The following is a 26,398-nucleotide window of genomic DNA, read 5'->3' as shown; positions in this document are numbered from 1 at the left end:
GGTGTCGACATGGCTTTGGCTTTTCGCTGTCCAGAGAGGGTTTGTCAAGATAGGTGGCAGGCACCCACATGGTGGGATACACGTGGCAAATGCGGGGCCCTGAATGGATGCGGAGCCGCGCCAGCCAGGGATTTGTACGTGGCCCAAAAAAACGGCCGGAGCGCGTGACTCCGGCCGTTTTGCAGGGAACTGAGAGGACAGTGGGGAGGCTTAGTACATGCCGCCCATGCCGCCCATGCCGGGCATACCGCCACCGGCAGGAGCGCCACCGCTGTCCTTGTCTTCAGGTTTGTCGGCAATGGCAGCTTCCGTGGTCAGCAAGAGGGAGGCGACGGAAGCGGCGTTCTGCAGGGCGGTGCGGGAGACCTTTTTAGGATCAATGACACCGGCCTTGAGCAGGTCTTCGAATTCGCCAGTGGCGGCGTTAAAGCCGTAGCCGTCCTTGTGCTCGCGGACTTTTTCCACGATTAAGGCGCCTTCGAAGCCAGCATTGGCGCAAATCTGACGCAGGGGTTCGACCACAGCGGCGCGGACCACATCGACACCGGCCTTTTCGTCTTCGTCGGCCGGTTTGACGGAATTAGCGGCATGCTGGGTGCGGATGAAGGCCACGCCGCCACCAGGCACGATGCCTTCTTCAACGGCAGCGCGGGTAGCGTTCAGGGCGTCTTCGACGCGGGCCTTCTTTTCTTTCATTTCGGTTTCGGTCGCAGCGCCGACATTGATCACGGCCACACCGCCGACGATCTTGGCCAAACGCTCCTGGAGCTTTTCGCGATCGTAATCGGAGGTGGTTTCGTCGATCTCAGCGCGGATCTGCTTGATGCGGGCCTTGATGTCGTCGGAGGAGCCAGCGCCGTCCACGATGGTGGTGTTTTCTTTGTCGATGTTGATGCGCTTGGCGCTGCCGAGGTCGTTGACCGTGGCATTTTCAAGCTTGGTGCCCACATCTTCGGAAATGACGCTGCCGCCGGTCAAAACGGCGATGTCCTGGAGCATGGCCTTACGGCGTTCGCCAAAGCCGGGGGCCTTGACCGCAGCGACCTGCAGGGTGCCGCGCAGCTTGTTGACCACGAGGGTGGCCAGGGCTTCGCCTTCGATTTCCTCGGCGATGATCATCAGCGGCTTGTTCATTTTGGCCACCTGCTCCAGCACGGGCAGGAGGTCTTTCATGTTGGAGATCTTCTTCTCATTGATGAGGATGAGCGGATCTTCCAACTCGGCAACCATTTTTTCGGAGTCGGTCACGAAATAGGGGGAGAGGTAGCCGCGGTCGAACTGCATGCCTTCGACCACGTCCAGGGTGGTGTCCAGGCCCTTGGCCTCTTCCACGGTGATAACGCCTTCCTTGCCAACCTTGTTCATGGCCTCGGCAATGATGTTGCCGATGGTCGGATCGTTGTTGGCGGAGATAGTGCCGATCTGGGCGATCTCTTTCTGGTCGCGGGTCGGCTTGGCGAAGTCGGCCAATTCTTTGTTGATGGCTTCAACGGCCTTGTCGATGCCGCGCTTGATGGCCATGGGGTTCCGGCCGGCGGCAACAAGCTTCAAGCCTTCGCTGAAAATTTTCTGGGCCAGGATTGTGGCGGTGGTGGTGCCGTCACCAGCAACGTCGCTGGTCTTGCTGGCCACTTCCTTGACCATCTGAGCGCCCATATTTTCAAACTTGTCCTCGAGTTCGATCTCGCGGGCAACGGTGACACCGTCCTTGGTGATCGTGGGGGAACCGAAGGACTTTTCAATAACGACATTACGGCCTTTGGGGCCAAGGGTGACCTTTACGGCCTGAGCCAGTTGGTCCACACCCTGTTGCAGCTGTTCGCGGGCTTTTACGCCAAATTTGATGGTCTTCGCAGCCATATGTCTTCCTCCTTGTGTGCTGTTAGCGAGCGTTAGTCTTCAATGGTGGCCAGGATGTCGTCTTCGCGCATAACGAGGAATTCCTCGCCGTCGATCTTGACTTCCGTGCCGGCATATTTGTTGAACATGACCTTGTCCCCGGTCTTGACGGTCATTTCGATGCGCTTGCCGTCATCAGCGACCTTGCCCGGACCGGCAGCCACGATTTCGCCTTTGATGGGCTTTTCCTTGGCGGTGTCGGGGATGATGATGCCGCCCTTGGTGGTTTCTTCTTCCTGGACGCGTTTGACAAGAACGCGGTCGTGCAGCGGTTTCAGGTTCATAACGTCTCCTCCATTATCTCAGTTCGTTGGGGTGTCCTGTTGTTAGCACTCCTGTCAGGGGAGTGCTAACCTGGGCCAAAAAGAATTCCCTGCTTGGAAACCGGGTGGTCCCAAGTCAAGAAAAGGCTAGCGTGGAGCTAAGGTCGGATGGGGGACCTGTCAAGATACCGGGCGACGACTTTTTGGAATTTTTTAGCGATCACCGTCGGGGGCCCCGGCAATGCGGGCTTGGACTTTTTTAAGATATCCGCAAGGATTATAGGATTTTTTGGCTTTGCGAAGTCCTTCGTCCCCCAGATCCTGTTCGCGATTGACGTAGGTGAAGTCCGAGGCGTCATTTTCGAGGAACATCTGGTTGATGGCCTGGTAGACCCCCTTGTAGGTCGGGCAGGCCTTTTCGAAGTGGATGACCACCGTTTCCTCGTCCAAAGGCTCCGCGACGGTGAAGGCGATCATATGCCCATCGGCCTGAAGGCCGGCACCCATTAGTCCGGGCAAGCGATCCCAGTCGGTGAGCACTTTGACAATAGCCTGATTCTCGGATTCCAAGGTGGTCGACGCCTCACAATCGCGCCACATGCACCATTCGGCCTGCAAAGTCAGAGCCTGTTCGCACCGCTCGGAGGTCAGGGGGACATAGCGGAAGTCGTATTTTTTGTGGAATTGTTTGAGCAGGTTCTTTTTTTTGTGGAATTTGTTGCCCCGCAGGGCAATCAGGTCCTGGACCGCGTAGATATAATCCCAGTGGTCTTCCTCCTCGGCCAGGGTCACGCGACCGGGCAGCGCGGTCTGCCACAACTCGCCAAGTTGAGCGGGAACGCGGATAAACGGGACGGTCTTTACATCGGGAAGTTCCGCCACGGCGCGGGCCCAATCGATCTCCTGCCACGGCCCCACAGGAGCCCAGTACACCGGTTCGGGCCTGTTTTGCCGGATCCAGACCAGATTGTGGGTTGCTGACCACGCCCATTGCAGGTCGTATTCTTCCTGCCAGGCCCAGAGATTGGCAAAACTGTAATCTGACGCCTTTTGGGGCGTTTGGTGCAAAAGCGTAGCGTAATTATTTAGATTTTGAAGGGAGAGTGGCCGGAAAGTGAGCGGCATGCCGAACTCCTGTGCTCGGTTGCAGTTTGTGAGCGTGCATACTGAAGCGGAACCAATCTTTGTTTTTGAACAGGTAGAGCATGATGATGGCCTGCAGGCTCTGGGAAATGAGCATCGCCGCCCAGATCCCGGTTGCCGTGCCCAGCAGGAGATGGCCTAGAATATAGGCGCAGGGGATGCGCACCAGCCAGACCGTGCCACCGATGGTCTTCATGTTGTAGCGCGTGGCTCCGGCGCCGTTAAAGACACCGCCGAAAATCATGCTGGTCACCGTGAAGGGGATGGCCAGAAAATTGAACTGCAGATAGCGTGCTGTTTCGGCTTGAACTGCGGCTTGGGGCGCCAGGACCGCGGACAAGGGATCGATGGCCATCCACAGACAGGCGGTGAGCAGGGTGATGGCCCCGCAACCAAGACCCCAGGTACGCCAGCCGATGCCGCGAGCTCCGTCCACATCGCCGGCACCCAGGTAGTGCCCGACAAGAATCGAGGCGGTCATATTGAAAGCAAAAGCGGGCAGGAAGAGGATCGATTCCAGTCGCAATCCTGCCGTGAGGGCGGCCAAGGCAGTGATATTCCCGTGGGGCAAGCTGGCTGTCAGGGCATAGATGACCAGGTAGCCGCTGTGCCACAGGATCTGGAGCATGCCAGCCGGCCACGCGACCTGAAAGAGATAGGGCAAACCGCGACGGATCCAGCGTAGCGGCGGGAAGTGGCTGGGCCGGAGCCAGCCGCGGCGGGCCAGGATGAACAGGTCGAACAGGGCCCCGGCACTGACGGAGAAAAAGGTGGCCCAGGCCAGGCCTTTATAGCCCATGCGCGGCAACCCCCACAGACCAAATCCCAAACCGAAGTCACCGAGAATATTGACGGTGGTGACCAGGATCATGGCCAGGAGCGGTAAATGGACCTGTTTTTGGGCCCGAAAAATGGCGTTGCCCATGATAAAGAGATAATACGGGGGCAACAGGAGCAGGTAGACTTTGAGGAAATAGTCGGTGATGGGGCGGATAGCTTCCGGGACACGCAGCAGGGTCAGCAGCGGTCCGTTCAGCGGGATGGCCACCAGCACCAGGAGACTGCTGGCCAGGACGACCAGGGCGATCCCCAGCATGGCGTAGCGCGCTGCCCGTTTGTCTCGCCCGGCCCCAAGCGATTGGCTGATGGAGGCGACAGCCCCGTTGGCAAGCGCCATGGCCACAACGAGAAAGAAAAACAGACTTTGGGTGATAATGCCCAGGGAGGCCTGGACCTGGTCGCTCAACCGTCCGGCGACAAAGACGTCGGTGAACCCGAGCCAGAAATGGAAAAACATCATCAGCAATTGGGGCCATGCCAATTGCCAGATCATTCGGGTAGCGCCTTTGTGGGAGCGGGCGGCAAAACGTTGTAAAATGGCCATAGATTTCCAGCGCCTGGTGGCTTCGGTTCGTTGCAGGGACAAGGATAGGGATGGGCCGTGCCCGGCAGGGCAAACGAAAGAGAATAAGCTTTCTGGGCCTTGGGTCAAGTCCGCCGCGTGCGTGGTCCGGAGTGGCGGGCGCGGGGGGGCGAAGTTGGATAGCAACAGGCCGGAAGTGGTGCGGAAGGTGTGGCGGAGATGGACCCGCTTACCAGCTCTGGACGCGGAAAATTGCAATCACAATTCCAAGAAGTTGCCTTGCCAAACAGGCCCTGGTTCGGTACCCAAAACGGTGTTGGTGTTGAACAAAAGGAGTTGAAAAATGGACGAAAACGATCCCAAGGTCACCCTGCGGATGCACACGTGGTTTGATTCGGAACGGGGCATGCTTTTTAGCCACGGCCGGGTCTTGTTGTTGCAAAAGGTGGTCGAGGAGGGGTCCCTCAATAAAGCGGCCCAGGCCATGGGGATGTCCTATCGGGCGGCCTGGGGCAAAATCAAGAAAACCGAAGCCGCTTTGGGCGCTCCGCTTTTGGAAAAAGCCAGTGGGCGCAAGGGGTTTGAGCTTTCACCGCTGGGAGAGAAGCTCCTTGAGACATTTACGGCTTGGCAAAAAGAGGTTGAGGAGTTTGCTCTCAAGCGGGCGAACGAACTTTTCGATTGGGAGGTGCACCGGTACGTCAGGGTCCCGAAGCAAAAGCGGCCCCGGAAAAAGTAAGACCAGCCTTCGTAATCTGCGTCCGGGGGCATAGGCTGGGAGATAAGCCTGAGTCCATGTGCAGCGCCTCGGAGGGCTTTTCAGGCTCTGCGGGGGCACGAGGCGTGGCGGCCTTGAGACGGTGCCCAGGGGCAGGGCGAAGGCGCCATTGAGTCGCCCTTGGGGGCAGCGGGAGTTGACGGACTCAGGTCAAGGATTCCGGGCCCAAAGCCGCGGCCATTGGCGGAGTTTTCCTGCCTGCATTTATACGGTGGCCGGAGGTGATCCTTCGCTCCGGGCGCTTCGCTGCAACAGGAGCATGTCCGCTATGGTGAGCAGGGCCATGGCTTTTAACACCGGTACGATGCGTGGGATGGCGCTGATGTCGTGTCGCCCGCCGATGGTGAACGGAGCCAGTGTCTTTTCAGCGGTGGCCACCTCCTGCTCCTGGGCAATGGAGGGGATGGGCTTGACCGCGGCCCGGAGCACGATCGGAGCTCCATTGGAGATGCCCCCAAGGATGCCGCCGGCGTTGTTGCGGTGTGTCAGGGCCGGGTCGGGCGGTTCATTGTTTTCGCTGCCCGTGAGACGGGCCGCCTGACGGCCGCAACCGATTTCAACGCTTTTCACCGCTCCCACGGACATGCAGGCAGCCGCGAGCCTGGCGTCAAGCTTGTCGAAAACCGGTTCGCCCAACCCGGGCGGAACACCGTGGATTTGAATCTCCACAATCCCGCCCAAGGTATCTCCCGCCTTTTTTATTTCACTTACCCGTTTATCCCACAGTTCGACCACCGAAGGATCCGGAGCGAAGTAGGGCAATTCATGGGCTTTGTCCGGAGCGATCGTTTCGGCCTGGATGCCACCGAATTCCTGGGTGTAGGCCTGGGCCTGGATGTTGTGCTGGGCGAGGAAGACCTGGGCGATGGCGCCACCAACAACACGGCTCACGGTTTCCCGGCCCGAGGAGCGCCCTCCGCCGCGGTGGTCGCGGTGCCCGTATTTGGCCATGTAGGTGAAATCAGCGTGCCCAGGGCGATAGATGCCGCGCATGGCCTCGTAATCCGAGGTGCGCTGGTTTTCATTGGCAATACTGAAGCCGATCGGGGTGCCGGTGGTTACCCCTTCAAAGATGCCAGACAAGAGTTGGACTTTATCTGACTCCCGCCGGGGGGTGCTTGTTTTGCCCTGTCCCGGGCGGCGTCTGTCGAGTTCCTGTTGGACCGCCGCTTCGTCCAGGTGCAGGCCAGCGGGACAGCCGTGGACCACACCGCCGAGGGCGGGGCCGTGGGATTCTCCGAAAGTGGTCAGACTGAACAGATGCCCGAAGGTGTTGCCGGACATGGCGTGGTGTCCTTGGTTAGAAGGTCGCGAAGCGTTGGACTATTTGGCAATCCACTGCTGGTAGCGGGTTTCGAGTTCCTCAGGAGAATAGGAGGGGTGGTCGTAGAGCCCGTGACGGTTGCGTTGCCGCCACGCCTCGTAAAGGATAATCGCTGCGGCCACAGAGACGTTAAAGCTCTGGACCATCCCCTGCATGGGGATGAACAGTTCGCCGTCGATGTGCGAGCGCAGGGCGGGATCGACCCCTCGGTGTTCATTGCCCAGGACGATGGCCGTGGGACTTGTGAACTCCCATTCCGGCAGAGGTCGGGCGGAAGGGCTGCAACTCGTGCTCAGGATGCGCATCCCGTGGTCGCGGAGGTGGCCCGCCAACGCCTCTGAACTGGTATGGTGGTGGCGGCCGACCCATTTTCGCGCTGAGGCCGAGGCCCGGCGCCCCAGGGCTGGGAAGGCTTCAGAGGTGTACAGCAGATGGACGTCGGGAACCCCGAACGCGTCACAGCTGCGCATGATGGCAGCGACGTTGTGGGGGTCGTGGATATTGTTCATGACCAGGGTTAGATCCTTTTGCCGCCGGGCCAGGACCTCTCTGATACGTTTTTCCCGGGCTTCTGTACGGGGACGCGGATGGGATTTCGGGTCTGTCATGGTCTATTTGCCTTGTACCGCCCAACGGATGAGGCCTACGGCGTGGGGGTCCATTGCCAAGGGGTAGTGCGGCAGAAGACGAACCGTAAATCCGAAACGGCCGCTCTCCGCTGGTTTCGTGGTGCCCTTGTACAGATGCCAGCCGTCTTCCAGGACCTGGACCGAGGTCATCAAGGAGGTCGTGCGCCGGATGAACTGCCCTTCCGGGTTAAGGGGGCCAGCGTAGATCTCCACCCGGACCTCCTCGGGGCTCAACCCGTCCAGATAGACTTCGGCCTGAACCTCGATCCCCTGTTCGACAAAGACTTCGCTTTGTTCTGCTGCGCGGACATTGCGTAAACTCAATGACCCCCATTTCTCGGCCACGGAGAGACGCCAGCTGGCCAGATTCCGCGCCGCCTGGAAATCTTCGCTGGACAGGCTGTGGTAATTGGTATGTGCCGGCTGATAGGCGAATTTGGCGTATTCTTCAACCATGCGATGGGCGTTGAAGCGGGGTACCAGCTCCATGAGCCCTTTTTTCATGCGCCGTATCCATTCCCGGGGGATATTGCCTTTGCCGCGATCGTAAAAGAGCGGGATGATATCTTTTTCCAAAAGTTGATAGATGATCTGGCTTTCGACGAAATCCTGGTATTCGGGGTCGTCATAGACCTCGCCGCGTCCAATGGACCAGCCGAGGCTATTGTCGCTTTTGTAGGCCTCGCCCCACCAGCCGTCCAGGGTGCTGGCCACCAGGACCCCGTTGGCAGCAGCTTTCATGCCACTGGTGCCGCACGCCTCAAGCGGGGGGCGCGGGGTGTTGAGCCAGACGTCGCACCCCTGCAGGAGATGGCGGGCGATCTCCATGTCGTAGTCCTCGAGGAAGACGAGGCGGTGCCGGCATTCCTCAGACTGCGAGAGCTCCACGATTTTTTGGATCAGCCGTTTCCCTTCGTTGTCCCGGGGGTGGGCTTTGCCGGAAAAAATGAGCTGGATCGGCTGTTCGGTGTCATTGAGCAGGGCGATCAGCCGCTGGGTGTCGCGAAAGAGCAGGTCCGCGCGCTTGTAAGTCGCAAAGCGGCGGCCAAAGCCGATGGTCAGCACAGCGGGATCGAGGACCTCCTCAGCCAGCAGTGCCTCCCGGGGGCGGCCACTCCGAGCCAGAACCTGCTGTTTGAGCCGTTCACGGACAAAATCCACGAGTTGTTCCTTGAGCCGGATATGTGTCCGCCACAGTTCAGTGTCCGGAATAGCCTCGCCCTGGCGCCAGAGCCGGTCGCAATCAGGATCTTCCCGCCAATTCGAGCCCAGGTAGCGGTCAAAGAGCAGGGCAAAATCCCGTGAGACCCAGGAGGAAATATGCACTCCATTGGTGATGGATCCGATGGGGACGTCTTCCACGGGGTATTGGGGCCAGTTGCGGCGCCACATGGTGCGCGAGACTTCGCCATGGCGCTTGCTGACCCCGTTGTTGAAGCGGGAGAGATTCAGGGCCAGTACGGTCATGCAGAAAGTTTCATGTTCGTCCGAGGGGTTTTCTCTGCCCAAGCCGAGGAAGGCTTCGTGAGAGAGACGCAATTCCTGGCTGTAGGACTGAAAATATTCCCGGATCATGGGCGGTGCAAAGCGGTCGTTTCCGGCCGGAACCGGTGTGTGTGTGGTGAACACGGAACTCGAGGCTACGACCTCTTTGGCCGCTTCAAAGGGCAAGCCCTTGTCGCGCATCAGATCCCGAATGCGTTCCAGCCCCGCAAAGGCCGAGTGCCCCTCATTCAAGTGGATGACATCCGGAGAGAGATCAAGCTGTCGAAGCAGGCGGATTCCGCCGATGCCCAGGAGAATTTCCTGCTGGAGCCGCATTTCATCCCCGCCGCCATAGAGGCGGGAGGTCAGATCTCTGAGTTCACGCGGGTTTTCCGGAGTATTGGCGTCGAGCAGATACAGGGCAATCCGGCCCACGTTGATGCGCCAGACCCGGGCGGCCAGGGAGCGCTCCTTGACGGGGACATGGACGAGCAGCGGGGCGCCGTGCTCTGTCTGGACCAGCGACATAGGGAGTTGTTCGAAATCGTTGACCGGATACCTTTCCTGTTGCCAGCCGTCTGGGGTCAGGTATTGCCGGAAATAGCCATGCTGGTAGGCCAGTCCGATCCCGACCAGCGGAAGATTCAGATCGCTGGCTGATTTGAGATGGTCCCCGGCGAGTATGCCCAATCCTCCAGAATAGATCGGTATGCTGTGACTCAGCCCGTATTCGGCACTGAAGTAGGCGACCACAGGCTGCCCGGTCCGGGCGTGGTCGAAGATGACATGTTCCGAGGAGGTGGTCAGGTATTCACGCAAGCTGGTGTGGATCTCGTGCAGGCGGTCAACAAAAAAGGTGTCCTGGGCCAATTCCTCCAGGGTGGGCTGGGGCAGACGATTGAGAAAGAGTACCGGGTTGTTCTGGCATTCCTGCCATAAAGCGTGGTCTATCTGGGAGAAGAAGTCCCAGATTTCGTGTTTCCAATCATACCAGACATTGTAGGCCAGCTCCCAAAGCGGCTGGAGGGCAGTGGGAAGTTTGGGGATAACGCTATAAATTTGAAGCGGTTGCATCGATAGTTTCCTTTTTGTCCGCGAAAAAGTGGACATGTGGGGTTGAAAAAGCAAATGAAATCCAGGGATGGCCCTGCATTTGCGTTGAAATTGCCAGGGTGCCCAGATAAATGCAACTCAATACGCGCCGTCGGTAGCGGCTGGGCTGATGGCCTGGATACGCAGGTGTTTCTGGGTCTGGGAACTGCGCGGAGACCGCTTGCCCCAGAAGACTTTGGCTGCGGGAGCGCAGTTTTGAAATTGCGCACCAAATGCAGGTGGTTGGTAGGCTGGTGCTGCACCGCCTGCCTGCCGGAGGGGGCATTGCGAGCAACGGGTTTTCGGGCCCCCGCAGCGGGATCACTCGGTGGAAAATACAACTGACTGGTGGCGGACGACCCCGAGCAACCAGGACCTGGAACCCAATGCCAAGCCCCGGGAAGGCTTGGGCCCAATCAGAAAAGATTTTTCAGCAACCTTTAAAAAAAACAAAGCGAGAGTGTATGAGACACTGTATTGACGTCGATATCAAGCTCCTGCATGAGCTGTGGCAGGATTATACTCTGGACTATGCCACGGAACAGTCTGTGGGCTTGGATTTGCGGGCTTGCATAGACGCTGCGGCGATCGACCTTGCCCCGGGCGAGCGGTATGCGTTCCCCAGCGGGGTCGCCCTCCAGATACGGGAACCCGGCTATGCCGGGTTCGTTTTTTCCCGAAGCGGGTTGGGCACCAAACAGGGTTTGGTCGTCAGTCAGGGCGTGGGGGTCATCGACCCGGATTATCGGGGAGAGATCCTCGTCTCCCTTTTGAACACTTCGAAATACTCCCGCCAAGTGGTTCGAGGGGAGCGTATTGCCCAATTGGTCTTTTTGCCAGCGATGCAGGCTCGGTTGCACATGGTCGATGTTTTGCAGGACACAGGGCGGGGCGACGGCGGTTTTGGACATTCCGGACGCTGCTAGGCTAGGCAATAAAAACGACACCCCCTTTTGTATCCCGGATAGGGGACGGAGGTTGGCATGCAGTTTCGCATTGAAGAAGACAGTCTGGGGCGGCGCAAAGTGCCGGCCCATGCCTATTATGGTGTGCAAACAGTCCGGGCCATGGAAAATTTTCAGGTTACAGGGATCTCCATCGCCCATTTCCCACGCCAGATCCAGGCTCTGGCGGTGATCAAAAAAGCGGCGGCACTGGCCAATCAGGAATTGGGACTCTTGGATGATGAGCGAGCCCAGGCCATCGCCCAGGCCTGTCGCGAAACCCGTTCGGGCCAATTTGACGAGCATTTTGTGGTCGATTGCCTTCAAGGCGGGGCTGGGACGTCAGTGAACATGAACGCCAATGAGGTCATCTGCAACAGGGCGCTGGAACTGTTGGGACGCGAGCGTGGAGAGTACTCCTCTTGTCACCCCAACAACCATGTCAATCTCTCCCAATCCACCAATGACGTCTACCCGACCTCCCTCAAGCTGGCTGCCATCTGGTACGGCAAGGATCTCATCCGGGCCTTGCGTGACCTTGCCCGGGCTTTTGCGGACAAAGGTGAAGCGTTCCGGGAGGTCATCAAAATGGGGCGGACCCAACTCCAGGACGCGGTACCAATGACCCTGGGCCAGGAATTCACCGCCTATGCCGTGACCCTGGACGAGGATGTCTCGCGGTTGGAGGAAGGGCTCAGTCTGTTGCACGAAATCAATATGGGGGCCACGGCCATTGGCACCGGCATCAATACCGACCCCCAATACGCTACGCTCGTGAGCCGAATACTGGCTGATATTTCCGGGCTGCCGGTGGTCAAATCCCCGAATCTGGTGGAAGCCACCAGCGATACCGGCGGATTTGTTCAATTTTCTGGGGTACTCAAGCGCATTGCCGTAAAGTTGTCCAAGATTTGTAACGATCTCCGTTTGCTCTCCTCCGGACCGAGGGCGGGGCTCAATGAAATCAACCTCCCCCCGCGGCAGCCTGGTTCATCCATCATGCCCGGCAAGGTCAACCCGGTTATTCCGGAAGTGGTCAACCAGATCTGTTTTCAGGTCATCGGCAATGATGTCACCGTGACGATGGCCGCCGAAGGAGGCCAACTCCAGCTCAATGTTTTTGAACCGGTGGTGGCGTTGAATATTTTTCAATCTTTGGCCATCTTGCACAATGGGTGTGTCACCCTGCGGGAAAAATGCGTGGAAGGTATTACGGCCAATACCGAACGGTGCGCGGCCTATGTAGATCAATCCACATGTATCGTGACCTCCTTGTCTCCGGCTTTGGGACACGAGACGGCCGCGCATCTGGCGCAAGAGGCGTTACGCACCGGAAAGGCGATCCGCGATCTGGTCCTGGAGCAAAATCTCTTGTCCTCTGAGGAAGTGGACCGTTTGCTAGATCCGCAGAATATGATTTGCCCGCAACCCATCGCAAAAGAGCGAACTGCGTCAGACGAGGAGACAAAGCCGGCACGTTGAGGTGGAATCGAGCAGGAGGAAAGTGCTACAAATTGTATTGTGCGGGGTCATTATGTGCTGAAAAGTTCTTGCCAGCTAGTTGTGATGTGCTTATGGTCTGAAGTGTTGGGGCCTTTTGAGGCAAAGGGACCATTTTTTACAACGAGATACACAAGGAGCGCATCATGGACACGTATCTGCAGCAGGCCCTTGAAATCGTCAAGGCTCAGGCCGGTGTACGGAACATGACCGAGGAAGAAATCACTTCCATGGTCCATCGTTTGGCGAACCAGCTCAAAGGGATTGTTGAAGGAGAGCCCCAGGAACAGCATGAAGAACACCAAGAACCGGCGGTGGATCCGAAAAAAGCGATTCGGGAAAAGAGTGTTGTGTGCTTGGAATGCGGCAAGACCTTCAAGGTCCTGACCAAGCGCCATCTGGCCCAGCACGGGCTGACCCCGGCGGAATACAAGGCCAAGTGGGGCTTCAAGAAGACCCAGTCCTTGATCGCCAAAGCCCTGGCCCGGGAACGGCGGAAAAAAATGCAGGATATGCGGTTGTGGGAGCGGCGGAAGAAAAACGCCTAGCTGACGGGGAACAACCTGTACCACGCCATCTGTTCAACAATGGCAGAGAGCGACGGGAATAGCGTTCAATGTCTTCGAAGAGGTGGAATACGTAAGCGGCTGAATGCGTTGCCGTAATGCAGCCAGCACTGGGCAGCATATGAGTCTGTGCTGTTCGGCAGCGCGTTTGGCCTGAAGCACCACACCAATATATTGAAGCGGTATGTGCAAAAGCCGAGGAGGAATGCCATCCCCCCTCGGCTTTTTCTACAAATGGGCTCGAGCCTTTGGGTTGTTGGGCTTTTTCCCAGGCTCAGTCCTCTTGTTGTCCCAATTCCCGACTCCGGTCGTGGGCGGCGCGAACAGCATCAATGACGAGGCCCCGAAACGCTTGGCGATCAAAATGGTTGAGACCTGCCAGTGTCGTTCCCCCTGGAGAGGAGACCATCTCCCGCAATTGACTCACGTGCAGGGAACTCTGTCCGGCCATGTGGGTTGCGCCACCCAGCAAGTGATTGACCATTTCGGTCGTCTGATTCCGGGCGAGCCCCAGGCTGACCCCGGCTTCGACAAGGGCTTCCATAAAGGCAAAGACGTAAGCCGGACCGGATCCAATCAGCGCCGTGAAGGCGTCGAATTGGGACTCAGGCAAGGTATACACGGCCCCCAAAGCAGTAAATACATCCTGGAACAGGGCCGCTTGCGTTGCGGTCAGCTTCGGATCATCCAGGCACAGGGCAAAAACCCCCCGGCCATACAGCGACGGGGTGTTGGGCATGGTCCGCACGACAGGGCTGTCTGTGCGCCAGACGCGGCGCAAGGTGGACATGGAAACCCCGGCGGCGATCGAAAGAAGGCAACTGCCCGAAGGGGCGATCTCGGCCAGAGGCGCAACTACTGTTTCGAGCAGATGCGGTTTTACGGCCACAATCAGACAATCAGCATTCCGAGCTACTTCCTCGCCGTTTGGGGCGGCTTGCATGGAGGTCTCCCGGCAGACGGCCTGCAACCGGTCCTGATCGGGGTCAAACCCAATGAGTTCCAGATCCTCGCGTCCGCTGATCCCTTTGGCCAGGGCGGCGCCCATGTTGCCTGTGCCCAGAAAGCCGAGCCGGATGGTCATCCCACAAGCTCCAATTGATTAAAGAAATAGGCAATTTCTGTGGCCGCGGTTTCCGGTGCGTCGGAGCCGTGCACGGAATTGCGTTCGAGGTCGACAGCGAAGGTTTTGCGCAAGGTGCCCTCTGCTGCCTTTTCCGGATTGGTGGCTCCCATCAGATCCCGATAGCGGCTGATGGCGTTTTCGCCCTCTAAAACAGCCACAACGATGGGGCCGGAGGACATGTACGAGGTCAAGCTGCCAAAAAACGGCTTGTCTTTGTGCACGGCGTAGAAGGCTTCAGCCTCGGTTGTGTCGAGGTGGAGCATTTTGAGCGCTACCAGCCGCAACCCCGCGTCTTGAATCCGGGCCAGGATGGTGCCGGTCAGGCCGCGCTCAACGGCATCAGGTTTGATGATCGATAAAGTCTGTTGCGTCATTGTCCCTCCTTACCTTTTTTCGTGTCAATGTCTTCTCAAAGCTGCACGTCCCCTTGCACGAACTCTGAGAAGACGAAACCGTAAGTCGAAAAATCTCTACTGGCTTCGTATGCGCGTCCGTTTTGAAAGCCGGATTTAGACAAGCAGCATCCGGTCCGACGAAAATTCCTCTCCCTTGAGGCTGTAGAATCGGGCCAGCAAGTCCTCCACACGCAAATTGCGCTTTTCCTCTCCGGCGATATCCAGGATCACCTTTCCGGCATGGAGCATGATCAACCGGTTCCCGAGATGCAGGGCCTGGTTCATATTGTGCGTGACCATGAGGGTTGTGAGGTGTTGGCTCTCCACGATATTGGCCGTCAGATCGAGGATCTGGTGGCCGGTTTTGGGGTCCAGGGCCGCTGTATGCTCGTCAAGGAGCAGGAGCTGAGGCCGGACCATGGTCGCCATGAGCATGGTCAACGCCTGGCGCTGTCCACCGGAAAGCAAGCCGACAGTGTCGTCGAGCCGGTCCTCAAGCCCGAGTCCCAGCTGGCGCAGTTCGCGGCGGAAAAAGTCCTTGTCCTCCTTGGTCACTCCGAGCCGAATTCCCCGGCGTTTACCGCGGCGCTGGGCCAGGGCGAGATTTTGGGCAATGCTCAGCGAGGCGCAGGTGCCCAGCAGGGGGTCCTGAAAGACGCGTCCGATATGCCGGGCGCGTTTGAATTCCGGCCACGCGGTTATGTCTTTGCCGTCCAGAGTCAGCTGCCCGCTGTCAGGGAAAAATCCCCCAGCCAAACAATTGAGCAGGGTCGACTTGCCCGCACCGTTGGAGCCGATAATGGTCACAAAGTCGCCCTGTTTGATATCAAGGGAGATGTCGTCCAGGGCCAGGACTTCATTGATGCTGCCGCGGTGGAAGTATTTCGTGATCTGTTCGATGGTAATCATGATTTACGCAGCCGCTGTTTGATTTGCGGCGCTGTCAACGCCAGGACAACGAGCACGGCCGTGATGAGATTGAGATCGCTGGGTGTGAAACTGAAATCGCCCAGCTTGAGCCCCAAGGCCATGGCGATGGCCGTGCGGTAGACTATGGAGCCCAAGAGGACCGCGGTAATGGTTCTCGCGATGCCGCGGGTGCCAAACAGGGTTTCCCCGACAATGACCGAGGCCAACCCGGCCACGATCGTACCGACACCCATGTTGACGTCTGCCGCGCCCTGGTTCTGGGCTACGAGGGCCCCACTGAACGCGACCAAGGCATTGGAGAGGCCGACACCAAAGATGATCATCATATGCGTGCTGACGCCCTGGCTGGTGATCATCTGCGCATTGTCGCCCGTAGCGAGCATGGCCTGACCGAATTCGGTATGCAAAAACCAGATCAGCCCGATGACCGCAGTAGCGGCAATGAGTATGAAAAGAAGCGGAGAAGCGAAATACCCCGGCAGTCCCAGATCGTATAAGGGCTCGAAGACTGTCCCGGAGCCCAGAAGTGAGACGTTGGGCCCTTGCATGATCCGAATATTGACCGAATACAGGGCGATCATGGACAAGATGGAGGCCAGCAGGTGGAGAATTTTGAGCTTGGTGTTCAGAAATCCGGTGACCATGCCGGCCCCGAAGCCGGCCAGAAAGGCGAAGACGAGGGAGAGGTACGGGTCGACCCCGTTGCTGATGGCCGTTGCCGAAACCGCAGCTCCCAGGGGGAGACTGCCGTCAACGGTAAGGTCCGGAAAATCGAGGACGCGGAAGGTGAGATAAACACCAAGCGCCATCAGACCAAAGACAAGCCCTTGTTCGACAGCGCCGAGTAAAGCGTACCAGGACATAGTGGAATCATTGTGGTTAGGGGTTTTGTGAATTCGGATGCAATGCGTTGACGTGCTTGAGTAAGGGATGCGCGTACGCGTCTGGTCCTGAAAAGTCAACTGGGGAGCCGTGTTCGACCCCCCAGTTGCGAGAATCAGATATAGCGCACCTGTCTTCCCGAGTTGCCCCGCTGGGGCAAGGGAAACAGGTGCTCCAGGAGCACAAAGACTATTCGTAGATCTTGGCGGCCTGGTCCTTGAGCTTTTGGGGGATTTCAACCCCGATAGCCTGAGCGGATTCGAGATTGAGGTGGAGTTCCAAATCTTTTTGCATCTCTACCGGGGTCTGGCCCGGATCGGCGCCCCGAAGGATGCGAACGGCCATGTTGCCCGTCTGGCGTCCGTGTTTGTAGTAGTCAAAGCCAAGAGCGGCGATGGCGCCGCGAGGCACAGAGTCGACATCAGCGGCGTAGAGAGGAAGATCATTGTCCAGGCAGACTTTGGTCACGGACTCGAAAGCGGAAACGATGGTGTTGTCGGTGGGCACATAAACGGCATCGGCGACACCGACCAGGCTCTTGGCAGCCTGATAGACCTCGCTCGAACGTGCGGCGGTCGCTTCTTCGACAGCGATGCCGCGTTTTTGCCCTTCGTCGCGGACCAGCCCGACCAATGTCTTGGAGTTGGCCTCGCCGGCATTATAGATCACACCAACGGTCTTGAGCTCAGGCTGGATGGTCCGAATAAGATCCAGGTGCTTGCCGATGGGCGTCAGGTCGGAGGTGCCGGTGATGTTGCCCCCGGGGCGTTCCAGGTTGTCGACCAGGCCGGACCCGACGGGGTCGGTGACCGCAGAAAAAAGGAGGGGGGTTTTGGCCATATGGGGCGCTTTTTTGGTGACCTGGGCACACGCCTGAGCTGTCGGGGTGGCAATGGCCAGGACCAGATCCGGGCGCTCCCCGGCGATCTGCTGGGCGATTTGCCCAGTGATGGCCGTGTTGGCCTGCGCGTTGTGGACGTTGTAGTCGACCTCGATTCCGGCCTCAGCAACCGCGTCCTGGAAACCCTGAAGGACAGCGTCGAGGGCGGGGTGCTCCACAAACTGGCTGACAGAGATTTCGTACGTCTTGGCCTGGACGGATGCACCGAAGAAAACAAGAACGGTCACAACGGCGGCAATAAGCAGATTCGTCTTGTGGGTCATCGCGATTCCTCCACAGGTCTGGATAATTACAGGGTGGGTGCCAACAAGGTGCTCAAGGGGATCAGCCGCACACGCGGGTCTCGCTGCGTCTTCCACTTGGCGATGGCCTCAAGGGTGGCTTCATACGGATGGCCGATAGCGATGGCTGAGCCCCGGCTTAATGCCAACCGTTCGGCCTTTTGGAGCTGGTACAGGATAGCTTCCCGGTTCTGGGTGTTGTCCAGGAAGATATTGCGCCGCAAGTAGGGCACATGGGTTCGCTTGGCGGTCTCCCGGGCTACGCTGTCCGGCGAGGTCAGGCTGTCCAGGAAGAACAATTGGCGGTTGGCGATATTGCGGAACGTGGTGCGCATTCCCGCGCTCGAGGAGGTGAATCTCGATCCCATGTGGTTATTGAGTCCCACCGCGTGCTGGATTTGAGCAAGATTGTCCTTCAGGGTCTTGCGGATCTGCGAGGCATTCATGCCCACAAAAAGAGCCCCGGTCCCGGGATCGGTGGCCGGATAACTCAAGGGCTCCATGGGTTGGTGCAGCAAGAGTTCCAGATTGTGCTCGTGAGCCAGGGAAGCGATATCCCGGGTGTGCGTACAGGAGGGAAGCACGGCAAAGGTGAGTGGCAAACCGGTTTGGATCAGTCGTCTGGCCTTGCGGACATCCTCCCCGAGGTCGTCGATGACGATGGCGAGTCGGGCTTGGGATTTGGTGTTCTGCTCCGCCTTGTCTTGTAAAGAGAAGTGCAGACGGTGGGTCATGACCCCGAAGGTCTTGATTTCCCAGGTCCCCTGAGAAGCAAATTGGAGTTGGGCGTGCTCAAGGTTGTGCAGTGCTTGGCCCAGGGCCTGGGTCAATTGACTTGGGTAGCCATCTCCCCGCAGGGTCAGTTCCTGGAAATGGTAGTGCTGTCCGGCCTTGGTCCGGTTCTCGACCCGCAGGGGGCGGAGTTCCAGGCCGTGTTTGCGGACCTTGTCCAGCAGAAGGTGGTCGATGTCGCCGATCGTTTGTTCCAGTCCCGCCAGGATGGTCTCTTCATATTGCCGTTTTGCGGTTTCCGGAGTCTGAGCGGTTGAGGACTGCTTGGGCGAGGGCAAAAGGAAGAGGGCCACGGTCAGCAAAAGGGCGCTGGAGACAAGAAGCGCCAGGCCAGTCAAGAGCCGAGTCGGGACAGTGATTCTGCTTTTTGACTGACGGGGAGCTTTACCGCGACGGCGGGATGATTTTTTTGACGATCCTGTGGCCATAGACAACTGGTGCTCGCGGGGCCAATGGGGTTGGAGACACGACAACAGCGGTGCCCGCCTCACAGGGCGGGCACCGCTAGGGCGTTATTGGATTTTCCGGAGGCGGGGCAGGCTCTTGACGAGTTGCAGCGCCATTCGGAGTTGATTGTCTTTTTCGAGCATCTCTTTGGCCTTGTCGCTGCGTTTGACCGAGTCGTGTTCCGGATTCTCGGTTTGTTCCAAGTGCCTGGTGAGATCCTGTTCCCGGAGAATCGGGCGGGCGGTGCCGTTGGTCTCCTGTGGCGGAGAAAAGGGAACCACGATGTCTGGAATGATCCCTTCGGCCTGAATCGAACGGCCATTCGGGGTGTAGTACAGCGCCGTGGTCAATTTGATGCCCGAGCCGTCTGTCAGGGGGATGACCGTTTGGACGGAGCCCTTGCCAAAGGACCGTTCGCCGAGGATCACGGCGCGTTGCTGGTCCTGAAGGGCCCCGGCGACAATCTCGGAAGCCGAGGCTGAACCGGGATTGATAAGGACGATCAGCGGCACATCGATGTCGGATTGCTGCTTCTGGGCCGAAAATTCCATTTTGGCATTTTTGACCTTGCCCTCGGTGTAGACGATCTTCCCTTCCTTGAGAAAGGTGTCGGCGACAGAGACAGCCTGGGGTAAAAGGCCTCCGGGGTTGTTGCGCAGGTCCAAAATCGCGCCCGCGAGACGGCCGTCGCGTTTGTGCAAGGCCTTTTGCAGATCCTCGGTGGTCTTTTCCTGGAAATTGGTGACCCTGAGGTAGAGATAGCCGCCACCCAGCGGTTCGGATTTGACCGATTCCAAGGGGATGGTGTCCCGTTTGACAGTGATTGTTTCCGGTTTCTGGGCCTCGGGGTGCAGGACCTTGAGATCGACCGTGCTGCCCTTGGGCCCGCGGATTTTTTTCACCGCCTCCATCAAGGTGATATCCTGGGTCGATTCGCCGTTGATCTCCATGATGATGTCGCCGGCCTCAAAGCCTGCCTCGTAGGCCGGGGTGTCCTCGATAGGAGAGACAACGGTCAATCGTCCGTTTTCCATGGAAATCTGTATGCCAATGCCGTTGAATTCCCCAGAGGTCTCCACCTGCATCTCCTGGAAGGAGTCGGGGGACATGTATGCTGAATGGGGGTCGAGCTCGCTGAGCATCCCTTTCAGGGCCCCGGTGATGAGTTCTTCCCGGTCGATGTCCCGGACATAGCTCTTTTCGATCAGATCCATAACCTGGCTGAAGCGTTTCAGGGACTCGAATCGATTGGCGTCCGTGGCCTGCCCCGGCCCGGGAGTGGCGGTCAAAAGGGCCAGGAGTGCCACAATACCCAGCCAATGGCTCAAACGCATGATATCCTCCGCAGATATTGAAATTGAAATGAATCGTTTCACCTGGTGTCGTGCCTGCAAGGCTTTGGCCTGCGGTCTGCGAATGCGGCCAAGGGCGTAGCGCGTCCCGCTTTACCGATGCGGGGACCGCGCAAAATCAGGCCGCACGCCCGCAAGGACTGTTTGAGGGCGCGGCGCTCAAAGCGTTTTTTCCTGAAGCGGTCTTTTCGCTGACGGAAACTGGTGGCTTTTGGGCGGAACAGGAGCAGAACTCCTGTTGAGGAGTGCGCTCCAGGGACGAACGGGCCAAAAGCAACCAAGCGCCCACCGGAATGGGGGCGACTTCGAATTCCCGATGACGCAGCCCCTCACAAGCGCCGAATCACCGGGATACAAGCCATACCTCAGGATTAATGGCTTTCTGGCCAAAACGCAATTCGAAATACAATCCGGTGGCGTCGGCTTGGGGGTAGTAGCCGGGTTTGCCGATAATCTCCCCTTTTTCAACCTGTTGCCCCATTCGCACATCGCTTTGGGCCAGGAAGGCATACAAGGAGTAATATCCTCCCTGGTGCAGAAGAATAACCACATGGCCGAATCCGCGCAATTGGTCGTTGTGGACCACCTTGCCCCAACTGACCGCTTTGACGGTAGAGGAGGAAACCTTCAGCCCGATCCCGCGGTGCGGTTGGTCGGCGGCGGGGGCGAATTCCTGGACCACGGATCCCCGTGCTGGCCAGGGGAGATATCCTTTCTGGTCTTTGAAATTTTTGGATTTGAGGCTTTTGAGCCTGTATTGCAACGAATCGATGGTTTCCTGGATCGCGGCCAGCTGGTCCTCTTTGGCCAGCCGTTGTGAGCGGATGGAGCGTACGCGGTTGAGATATGTCAAACGGTCCTCAACAAGGCGTTCGCGGGTTTGGGTCAACTCGGCGACAGTGGATTGTGTCTTTTGGACCAATGCTTCGTGTTCCTCGGTTTTGGCGGCGATGGCCTTTGCCCGGCGCTGCAACTGCATGAGGTGGACTTCAGCCTGGTCATAATACGTTTTCAACCACGTCAGATGGCGGTCGGCTTCGGCCCAGGAATCCGTCTGCATTCCCCCACCGTATTTTCGGGCCAGGTGTAGCGGCCACAATTCCCGCAGGACCTTTTGCAGGGCCTGTTCCTGGGCCTGTTGTCTGGCCTGCAGTCCTTTGGTCTCCTGGCTCAGGCGACGCTGCTGTTTGCGAAGTGTTTCCAGGCGCTTTTGTTGTTGAGACAGCCGGTCGCGAAGTTTCTGGATCCGTTTTTCGGTTTGGGCCAGATCGGTGTACAGGCGACGTTCCTTGGCCGTCAGACTTTGCAGGGCTTTGCGGTGCTTCTGGGCTTTGTTTCTGGTTTGAGAGAGGTCTTTTTCAAGGCTGCGGGCCGGGCTTTGGGCGCAAGCTGGTCCTGGGGGCAGAGCCGTTCCCCAATATCCCAGCAGGACCACAAGGACCAAAAAGGCGCAGCGCAAAAGAGGGTTGTTCAGCACAAGGGTATCTCGCATAGCGCTCAGAGGGGAAGAAACGGTTCCAGTGGGCATCTGTGGCATTGCGGCTGTTTCTTCTTGCACCAGTGTTTGCCGACACGCACGATCTGGGCGTGGAATTCATTGAAAAGGGCGGTGTCCTCGGGCAGGGCCTCAGTAAAGTAGGCCTGGAGGTCGGCGTAGGAAATCTCTTCAGGGATTTGACCGTGCCGGCCGAAAATACGGGCCGTGTACGTATCAACGACGAATGTCGGTTTGTCCAAAGCGTACAGGGCAATGCTGTCGGCCGTTTCCGGACCGATTCCGTTGACGCCGAGCAGTCTTTCCCGAATTTCCGGTGTCGGCAAGGCTTGCAGGACTGTAAAATCGAACCCGGCTTCGTGTTCGAAGAAACGGAGAAAGTTCTTGATGCGTCCGGCTTTGACCCGATAATAGCCCGCCGGCCTGATCAAGGCGGCGAGTTCTTCCGTGTCCAGAGCCGCCAGAGCCGGAGCTGACAGGAGATTTTGGGCCCGGAGTGCGTTGAGTGCACGGCGGACATTTTCCCAATTCGTGTTTTGGGTCAAAATGGCCCCAAGCACGATTTCAAACGGGGTTTCCCCGGGCCACCAATGACTGGGTCCCAATGCATCCAGCATGGCGGCGTGCATATTGAGCAGGTAGGTCTGTCGTGATTGCATGGCGCTCTGTTCGCAGTCACCAGATGTGTGCTCTGGTGGCAATGGCGGTGGAGTGGTGGTTCGTTTCGGCGCAGAGCAGCGCCTTCACTGCGGGACGTGCAGTTACCCCTGCGGCTTGCCGGGGACTTGGGGCCAGTACAAAGCAACCCATTCCCCCTGATGGAGGAGTGTGGGCGGTCCCAGGCCGCATTCCTGATAGCATCTGGAAACAGTCTCGGCCTGCGTGGCCAGAATCCCGGAGAGAATCAGGCGTCCGCCGGGTCGCAGGTGAGCGATCAGTTCGGCGGCCATGTCCTGAAGCGGTCTGGCAAGGATATTAGCGATAATCAGGCCAAAGGTGGTTCCTTTGCGCAGTGCGTTCAGGCTGCCAACGGCCACACTGAGGCCCGGGGTTTCGTTCAGCAGCAGGTTTTCCCGTGCGTTGGCCACGGCCACGGGATCGATGTCCAGGCCGAGGCCGGGCAGGCCACATTTGGCGCAGGCAATGCCCAGAATCCCCGAGCCCGTACCGAGGTCGAGAAACGGGGCGAACTGGGGCAGGGAGTCCCTGTCCTTGGCCAGCGCCTGCAGGCAGAGGGCTGTTGTGGCGTGGTGGCCGGAACCGAAGGCCATCTTGGGCTCAATGGAGATCGGGATCCGCTCGGCGAGCGCAGGGTGGGAACGTTCCCAACTCGGCAGAACCAGGAATGTTTCAGCAATATCCAGGGGTTGGAAGAATTTACGCCAGGACAGTGCCCAGTCCTGGCGTTCGTCTTCAGCAATATCCGCGTCCAGGGTCGGCAAACTGTCCCGCAGGGAGTGGACCAGCCGGTCGGCCTGTTCAGGCGTGTCGCAATGGACGGTGAAGAGGACCCGGTCGTGGACCGTAGGCCCTTCTTCCCATCCCCAGGGAGCGTAGACAGCCAACAGTGCAGCGATATTCTCCATTTGCCCCAAGGGGGCCTGGAGGGTGATCCGCACAAGGGGGGATTGGGGCGTCGTCTCAAGAACCACGGGCCTGGTACCGGGACATTTGACGTTCGAGTTTGCGGCTCAGGGCCGTAAGAACATAACAGACGACAAAGTAGATCAGGGCGATCGTGATGAATATTTCCGTTGGCGCGATCAATGTCCTGTTGTTGACCTGCGTCGCTGTACGGGTCAATTCGTTGACGCCAATAATGTAGGCCAGGGACGTATCCTTGGTCAGACTGACAAACTGATTGACGAACGAGGGAATCATATTGCGCAGGGCTTGCGGCAAGATGATGTACTGCATGGATTGGACATGGGAGAGTCCGGATCCCCGGGCGGCCTCCATCTGCCCTTTGGGCAGGCTTTGCACCCCAGCGCGCACGATCTCGGCCACATAGGCACTGGTGAAGACAATAAAGGCGATCAAGGCTGAAGCGGCCTCGGGCAGAGGTTTGCCAAAAGCGATCGGGGCGAGGAAATAAAACCAGAAAATGACCATCAACAGCGGCGTGCCGCGAATGATTTCGATATAGACGAGCGCAGGCAACCGGAAGATGGCCTTTTTGGACAAGCGCATTAAGCCAAAGACAAGCCCGACCCAAAAGGCTCCAAAGATACCGCCGAGCGCCAAAAGAATGGACATGGCTAGGCCGCCCAACGGTCCGTCCGGGTAGGGACCGATGAGGAAGTAGTCCATGTTTTCCCATACAATTTGCCAATTTTCCAAGTTCACGGTGGCGGCTCCTCGACGTTAGTATTGGATCGTGCGCAGGAAGTGCTTGTTGTACATGGTGACGACAAAGGAAATGACAAGTGAAATACAGATGTAGAGCACCGTGGCCACGGTAAAGGCTTCAAAGCCGTGAAATGTGTATGATTCAATTTGCCGGGCCATGTAGGTCAGGTCCATAACGCCGATGGTCATGACCAGAGAGGAGTTCTTGGTCAGATTCAAAAATTGGGAAATCAGCGGGGGAATAATGATCCGGTACGCCTGGGGCAAAATGATAAAGCGCATAGACTGGATAAAGGTCAGTCCGCTGGCCCGGGCGGATTCCAACTGCGTTTTGGGAATGGAAAAGATACCGGAGCGAATTTCTTCGGCAATGAACGCAGAGGTGTACACGGTCAAGGCAATCACGCCGGCGGCGAATTCAAAGTTCTGTTCGTACAGCCACTCGTTGACGAATTGGGGCAAAACGGAATTCGAGCCGAAGTACCAGAAAAAGATCTGGATGAGCAGCGGTGTATTGCGGAAAAATTCTGTGTACGCCAAGCTGAACCATTCCAGGGGCTTGACCTTGGAAAGGCGGAACACGGCGATGATCGTTCCGACCACAAGGGAGAGGACAATGGACACCGCGGAGATCTGAAGGGTCGTGATCAGCCCCTGGATGATCCATTCTCCGTATTCTCCGGAGACGACAAGTTTCCAGTCGAATTGATAGTTCACAATGCGATCCTTTACGCCGGTTTGCCTGGGGCGTGAGCGACCAGGTCAGCCTGAAAGACGCACCAGGCGGCTCTCACCGCCCGGTGCGTGGAAAAGTGTCTGCGCGGCCCTGACGCTATGGCAAGGCCTGCGCGTACAGATTGCGGCCTAGAACGGCCAGGGCTGCATATCCCAATCCAGGGGCAGGTGGTAGTTGGTGTCTTTACCGAACCATTTGCTATAGATTTCCTGGTATTCTCCGTTGACCCACATTTTAGCCAGGGAACGGTTCACGAAGTCCCGGAAGTTGGATTCGTTTTCAGGCACGCCGAGACCATAGGGTTCATCGGAGATGTACTCACCGACGATGGCGTACTTGTCCGGGTCCGGTGCGGAGTTTTTCAATCCAAGCAGAATGGTCGCATCCGTGGTCACGGCTTTGACCTTGCCCTGACGCAGAGCGAGAAATGCCTGCGGATAGCCCTCAAAGGACAGGACGCGGCTCTCGGGCTGAGCCTCTTTGATGTTCTTTTCCGAAGTCGATCCCTTGGCGGTCCCGACTTTCTTGCCGGCCAGGTCTGCAGTGGAGGAAATGTCGGAGTCTTTTTTGACCAGGAGTTTCTGGCCGGTCATGAAATAGGTCGTGGAGAAGTCGATGGAATCTTCCCGGCTGAATTTGTGGGTCATGGTTGCAGCCAGGATGTCGACCGAGCCCTGGGCCAACATGGGGATCCGGGTGCTGGAGGTCACGGGCTTGAGTCGCAGGTCCACACCGAGTTTGTCAGCGAGTTCTTTGCAGATGTCGACATCAAAGCCAACGATATTGTTGGTATCCTTGTCCACATAGCCGAAGGGGACCACAGCGTCTTTGACGCCGGCAACCATGTAGCCGCGTTCTTTGATTTCTTCCAGTTTGTCGGCCCAAGCCGTTCCCAGAGCCAACGTGCAGGTGACGGTCATGGCCACCAACAAAAGTACCATCTTGCGCATGGGGGTTACCTCCTAAAAAAGATGGTGTAGAAAAAAGGTCCTTACAGGATTTCCCGTAAGAATGCCTTGGTCCGCTCGTGCTGAGGATTGGTAAAGAAGTGTTCCGGCGTGCCCTCTTCAACGACACTGCCTTCGTCCATGAAAATGACCCTGTCGGCGACCTCGCGGGCGAAGCCCATTTCGTGCGTCACGCAGAGCATGGTCATTCCCTCGCGGGCGAGGTCTTTCATGACATTGAGCACTTCATTAATCATTTCCGGATCGAGCGCGGATGTGGGCTCGTCAAAAAGCATGACCGTCGGGCGCATGGCCAGGGCCCGGGCGATGGCCACCCGTTGCTGCTGTCCGCCGGAGAGTTCGACGGGATATTTATGGGCCTGATTGCGGATGCCGACGCGATCCAATAATTCCAGACCGAGTTTCTCGGCCTCCTGGGCGGGCTGTTTTTTGACTTTGATCGGCGCCAGGGTGACGTTTTTCAGCACGGAGAGGTGGGGATAGAGGTTGAATTGCTGGAAAACGATGCCGATTTCGGAGCGGAGTTTGTTCAGATCCACGTCGCGCCGGGCAATATCGCGCCCTTCAAAGATGATCTCGCCCTTGCCAATATCCTCAAGGCGGTTGACACAGCGGATCAGCGTCGATTTGCCGGAGCCGCTGGGGCCGCAAATGACCAGCACCTCACCGCGTTCAACCGTTTCATTGACTCCCTTGATGACATGGAAATCGCCAAACCATTTGTGTACGTCTTTGAATTCAATCAGGGCCATGGTGTT

At 58.0% G+C, this 26,398-nt stretch carries 26 protein-coding genes (1 of these 26 running past the window's edge); 4 read left to right on the top strand and 22 right to left on the bottom strand.

Annotated features, from left to right (window positions below):
* The 5 genes from DRET_RS13115 to DRET_RS10860 all read right to left on the bottom strand — a co-directional run.
* On the bottom strand, positions 1-11 hold the 5' end (the start) of the coding sequence (locus DRET_RS13115) for a 4Fe-4S binding protein (RefSeq protein WP_015752602.1). It extends 838 nt beyond the left edge of the window; 11 of the gene's 849 nt are visible here — the first part of the coding sequence; it begins with the start codon at positions 9-11; its stop codon lies off the left edge, out of view.
* 199 nt (positions 12-210) lie between these two features.
* Entirely contained in the window at positions 211-1,860 is a 1,650-nt protein-coding gene (gene groL / locus DRET_RS10875; RefSeq protein ID WP_015752601.1) for a chaperonin GroEL, read from the bottom strand.
* A 32-nt stretch (positions 1,861-1,892) separates the two neighbouring features.
* Complete coding sequence (groES, locus tag DRET_RS10870) at positions 1,893-2,183, bottom strand: co-chaperone GroES (RefSeq protein WP_015752600.1); 291 nt, start codon at positions 2,181-2,183, stop codon at positions 1,893-1,895.
* Between the two features lie 192 nt (positions 2,184-2,375).
* Entirely contained in the window at positions 2,376-3,287 is a 912-nt protein-coding gene (locus DRET_RS10865) for a DUF2156 domain-containing protein (protein ID WP_015752599.1), read from the bottom strand.
* A complete protein-coding gene (locus DRET_RS10860) occupies positions 3,244-4,689 on the bottom strand; it encodes an MATE family efflux transporter (RefSeq protein WP_015752598.1) in 1,446 nt (481 codons plus the stop codon). The genes DRET_RS10865 and DRET_RS10860 overlap by 44 nt, the downstream gene beginning before the upstream one ends.
* Positions 4,690-5,011: 322 nt before the next feature.
* On the opposite strand from DRET_RS10860, the gene DRET_RS10855 reads away from it, so the two are divergent.
* The gene (locus tag DRET_RS10855; protein WP_015752597.1) at positions 5,012-5,407 is read left to right on the top strand and encodes a winged helix-turn-helix domain-containing protein; all 396 of its coding nucleotides are present in this window, start codon (positions 5,012-5,014) and stop codon (positions 5,405-5,407) included.
* Between the two features lie 243 nt (positions 5,408-5,650).
* Here the strand turns inward: DRET_RS10855 and aroC are convergent, their stop codons facing one another.
* Genes aroC through glgP form a run of 3 tightly spaced genes read right to left on the bottom strand, consistent with a single transcriptional unit; the run spans position 5,651 to position 9,958 of the window.
* Positions 5,651-6,730, bottom strand: a complete 1,080-nt coding sequence (aroC, locus tag DRET_RS10850) for a chorismate synthase (RefSeq protein ID WP_015752596.1) — start codon at positions 6,728-6,730, stop codon at positions 5,651-5,653.
* A gap of 39 nt (positions 6,731-6,769) precedes the next feature.
* The gene (locus DRET_RS10845; protein WP_015752595.1) at positions 6,770-7,378 is read right to left on the bottom strand and encodes a TrmH family RNA methyltransferase; all 609 of its coding nucleotides are present in this window, start codon (positions 7,376-7,378) and stop codon (positions 6,770-6,772) included.
* A 3-nt stretch (positions 7,379-7,381) separates the two neighbouring features.
* Entirely contained in the window at positions 7,382-9,958 is a 2,577-nt protein-coding gene (glgP, locus tag DRET_RS10840; protein ID WP_015752594.1) for an alpha-glucan family phosphorylase, read from the bottom strand.
* Positions 9,959-10,440: 482 nt separating this feature from the next.
* On the opposite strand from glgP, the gene dut reads away from it, so the two are divergent.
* From dut to DRET_RS10825, 3 genes are all read left to right on the top strand, one after another.
* Entirely contained in the window at positions 10,441-10,902 is a 462-nt protein-coding gene (gene dut / locus DRET_RS10835) for a dUTP diphosphatase (protein WP_015752593.1), read from the top strand.
* A 57-nt stretch (positions 10,903-10,959) separates the two neighbouring features.
* Positions 10,960-12,402, top strand: a complete 1,443-nt coding sequence (aspA, locus tag DRET_RS10830) for an aspartate ammonia-lyase (protein WP_015752592.1) — start codon at positions 10,960-10,962, stop codon at positions 12,400-12,402.
* Between the two features lie 164 nt (positions 12,403-12,566).
* Positions 12,567-12,968, top strand: coding sequence for a Ros/MucR family transcriptional regulator (locus DRET_RS10825; RefSeq protein WP_015752591.1), 402 nt, complete (start codon positions 12,567-12,569; stop codon positions 12,966-12,968).
* A 292-nt stretch (positions 12,969-13,260) separates the two neighbouring features.
* On the opposite strand, the gene proC is transcribed toward DRET_RS10825, so the two are convergent.
* The 14 genes from proC to DRET_RS10755 form a co-directional block, all read right to left on the bottom strand.
* The gene (proC, locus tag DRET_RS10820; RefSeq protein ID WP_015752590.1) at positions 13,261-14,070 is read right to left on the bottom strand and encodes a pyrroline-5-carboxylate reductase; all 810 of its coding nucleotides are present in this window, start codon (positions 14,068-14,070) and stop codon (positions 13,261-13,263) included.
* A complete protein-coding gene (gene ndk / locus DRET_RS10815; protein ID WP_015752589.1) occupies positions 14,067-14,486 on the bottom strand; it encodes a nucleoside-diphosphate kinase in 420 nt (139 codons plus the stop codon). Before ndk ends, proC begins: the two co-directional genes overlap by 4 nt.
* Before the next feature lie 135 nt (positions 14,487-14,621).
* Positions 14,622-15,416: an ABC transporter ATP-binding protein gene (locus tag DRET_RS10810; RefSeq protein WP_015752588.1), complete on the bottom strand. Its 795-nt coding sequence runs from the start codon at positions 15,414-15,416 to the stop codon at positions 14,622-14,624.
* Positions 15,413-16,300 carry an ABC transporter permease gene (locus tag DRET_RS10805; RefSeq protein ID WP_015752587.1) on the bottom strand — a complete coding sequence of 296 codons (888 nt, stop codon included), beginning with the start codon at positions 16,298-16,300 and terminating at the stop codon, positions 15,413-15,415. The genes DRET_RS10810 and DRET_RS10805 overlap by 4 nt, the downstream gene beginning before the upstream one ends.
* Positions 16,301-16,508: 208 nt before the next feature.
* Entirely contained in the window at positions 16,509-17,483 is a 975-nt protein-coding gene (locus DRET_RS10800) for an ABC transporter substrate-binding protein (protein ID WP_015752586.1), read from the bottom strand.
* 26 nt (positions 17,484-17,509) lie between these two features.
* Positions 17,510-18,631 (bottom strand): divergent polysaccharide deacetylase family protein, encoded by a 1,122-nt coding sequence (locus tag DRET_RS13110; protein ID WP_052293301.1) that lies wholly within the window; start codon positions 18,629-18,631, stop codon positions 17,510-17,512.
* 174 nt (positions 18,632-18,805) lie between these two features.
* Positions 18,806-20,074 carry a S41 family peptidase gene (locus DRET_RS10790; protein ID WP_015752584.1) on the bottom strand — a complete coding sequence of 423 codons (1,269 nt, stop codon included), beginning with the start codon at positions 20,072-20,074 and terminating at the stop codon, positions 18,806-18,808.
* A gap of 361 nt (positions 20,075-20,435) precedes the next feature.
* Entirely contained in the window at positions 20,436-21,584 is a 1,149-nt protein-coding gene (locus tag DRET_RS10785) for a murein hydrolase activator EnvC family protein (protein ID WP_015752583.1), read from the bottom strand.
* Positions 21,585-21,589: 5 nt separating this feature from the next.
* The gene (locus DRET_RS10780; RefSeq protein WP_015752582.1) at positions 21,590-22,246 is read right to left on the bottom strand and encodes an endonuclease III domain-containing protein; all 657 of its coding nucleotides are present in this window, start codon (positions 22,244-22,246) and stop codon (positions 21,590-21,592) included.
* A 102-nt stretch (positions 22,247-22,348) separates the two neighbouring features.
* Positions 22,349-23,239, bottom strand: a complete 891-nt coding sequence (locus DRET_RS10775) for a 50S ribosomal protein L11 methyltransferase (protein WP_015752581.1) — start codon at positions 23,237-23,239, stop codon at positions 22,349-22,351.
* On the bottom strand, positions 23,229-23,897 hold the full coding sequence (locus tag DRET_RS10770; RefSeq protein ID WP_041282616.1) for an amino acid ABC transporter permease: 669 nt from the start codon (positions 23,895-23,897) through the stop codon (positions 23,229-23,231). Before DRET_RS10770 ends, DRET_RS10775 begins: the two co-directional genes overlap by 11 nt.
* Positions 23,898-23,951: 54 nt before the next feature.
* Complete coding sequence (locus tag DRET_RS10765; RefSeq protein ID WP_015752579.1) at positions 23,952-24,653, bottom strand: amino acid ABC transporter permease; 702 nt, start codon at positions 24,651-24,653, stop codon at positions 23,952-23,954.
* A 147-nt stretch (positions 24,654-24,800) separates the two neighbouring features.
* Positions 24,801-25,622, bottom strand: coding sequence for an ABC transporter substrate-binding protein (locus tag DRET_RS10760; protein WP_015752578.1), 822 nt, complete (start codon positions 25,620-25,622; stop codon positions 24,801-24,803).
* 41 nt (positions 25,623-25,663) lie between these two features.
* On the bottom strand, positions 25,664-26,392 hold the full coding sequence (locus tag DRET_RS10755) for an amino acid ABC transporter ATP-binding protein (protein WP_015752577.1): 729 nt from the start codon (positions 26,390-26,392) through the stop codon (positions 25,664-25,666).
* Positions 26,393-26,398 lie beyond the last annotated feature (6 nt).

It is taken from the genome of Desulfohalobium retbaense DSM 5692 (assembly GCF_000024325.1).
Lineage (GTDB): Bacteria > Desulfobacterota > Desulfovibrionia > Desulfovibrionales > Desulfohalobiaceae > Desulfohalobium > Desulfohalobium retbaense.
The sequence above is the reverse complement of the archived record's forward strand: the minus strand, read 5'-3'. Positions and strand labels throughout refer to the sequence as shown.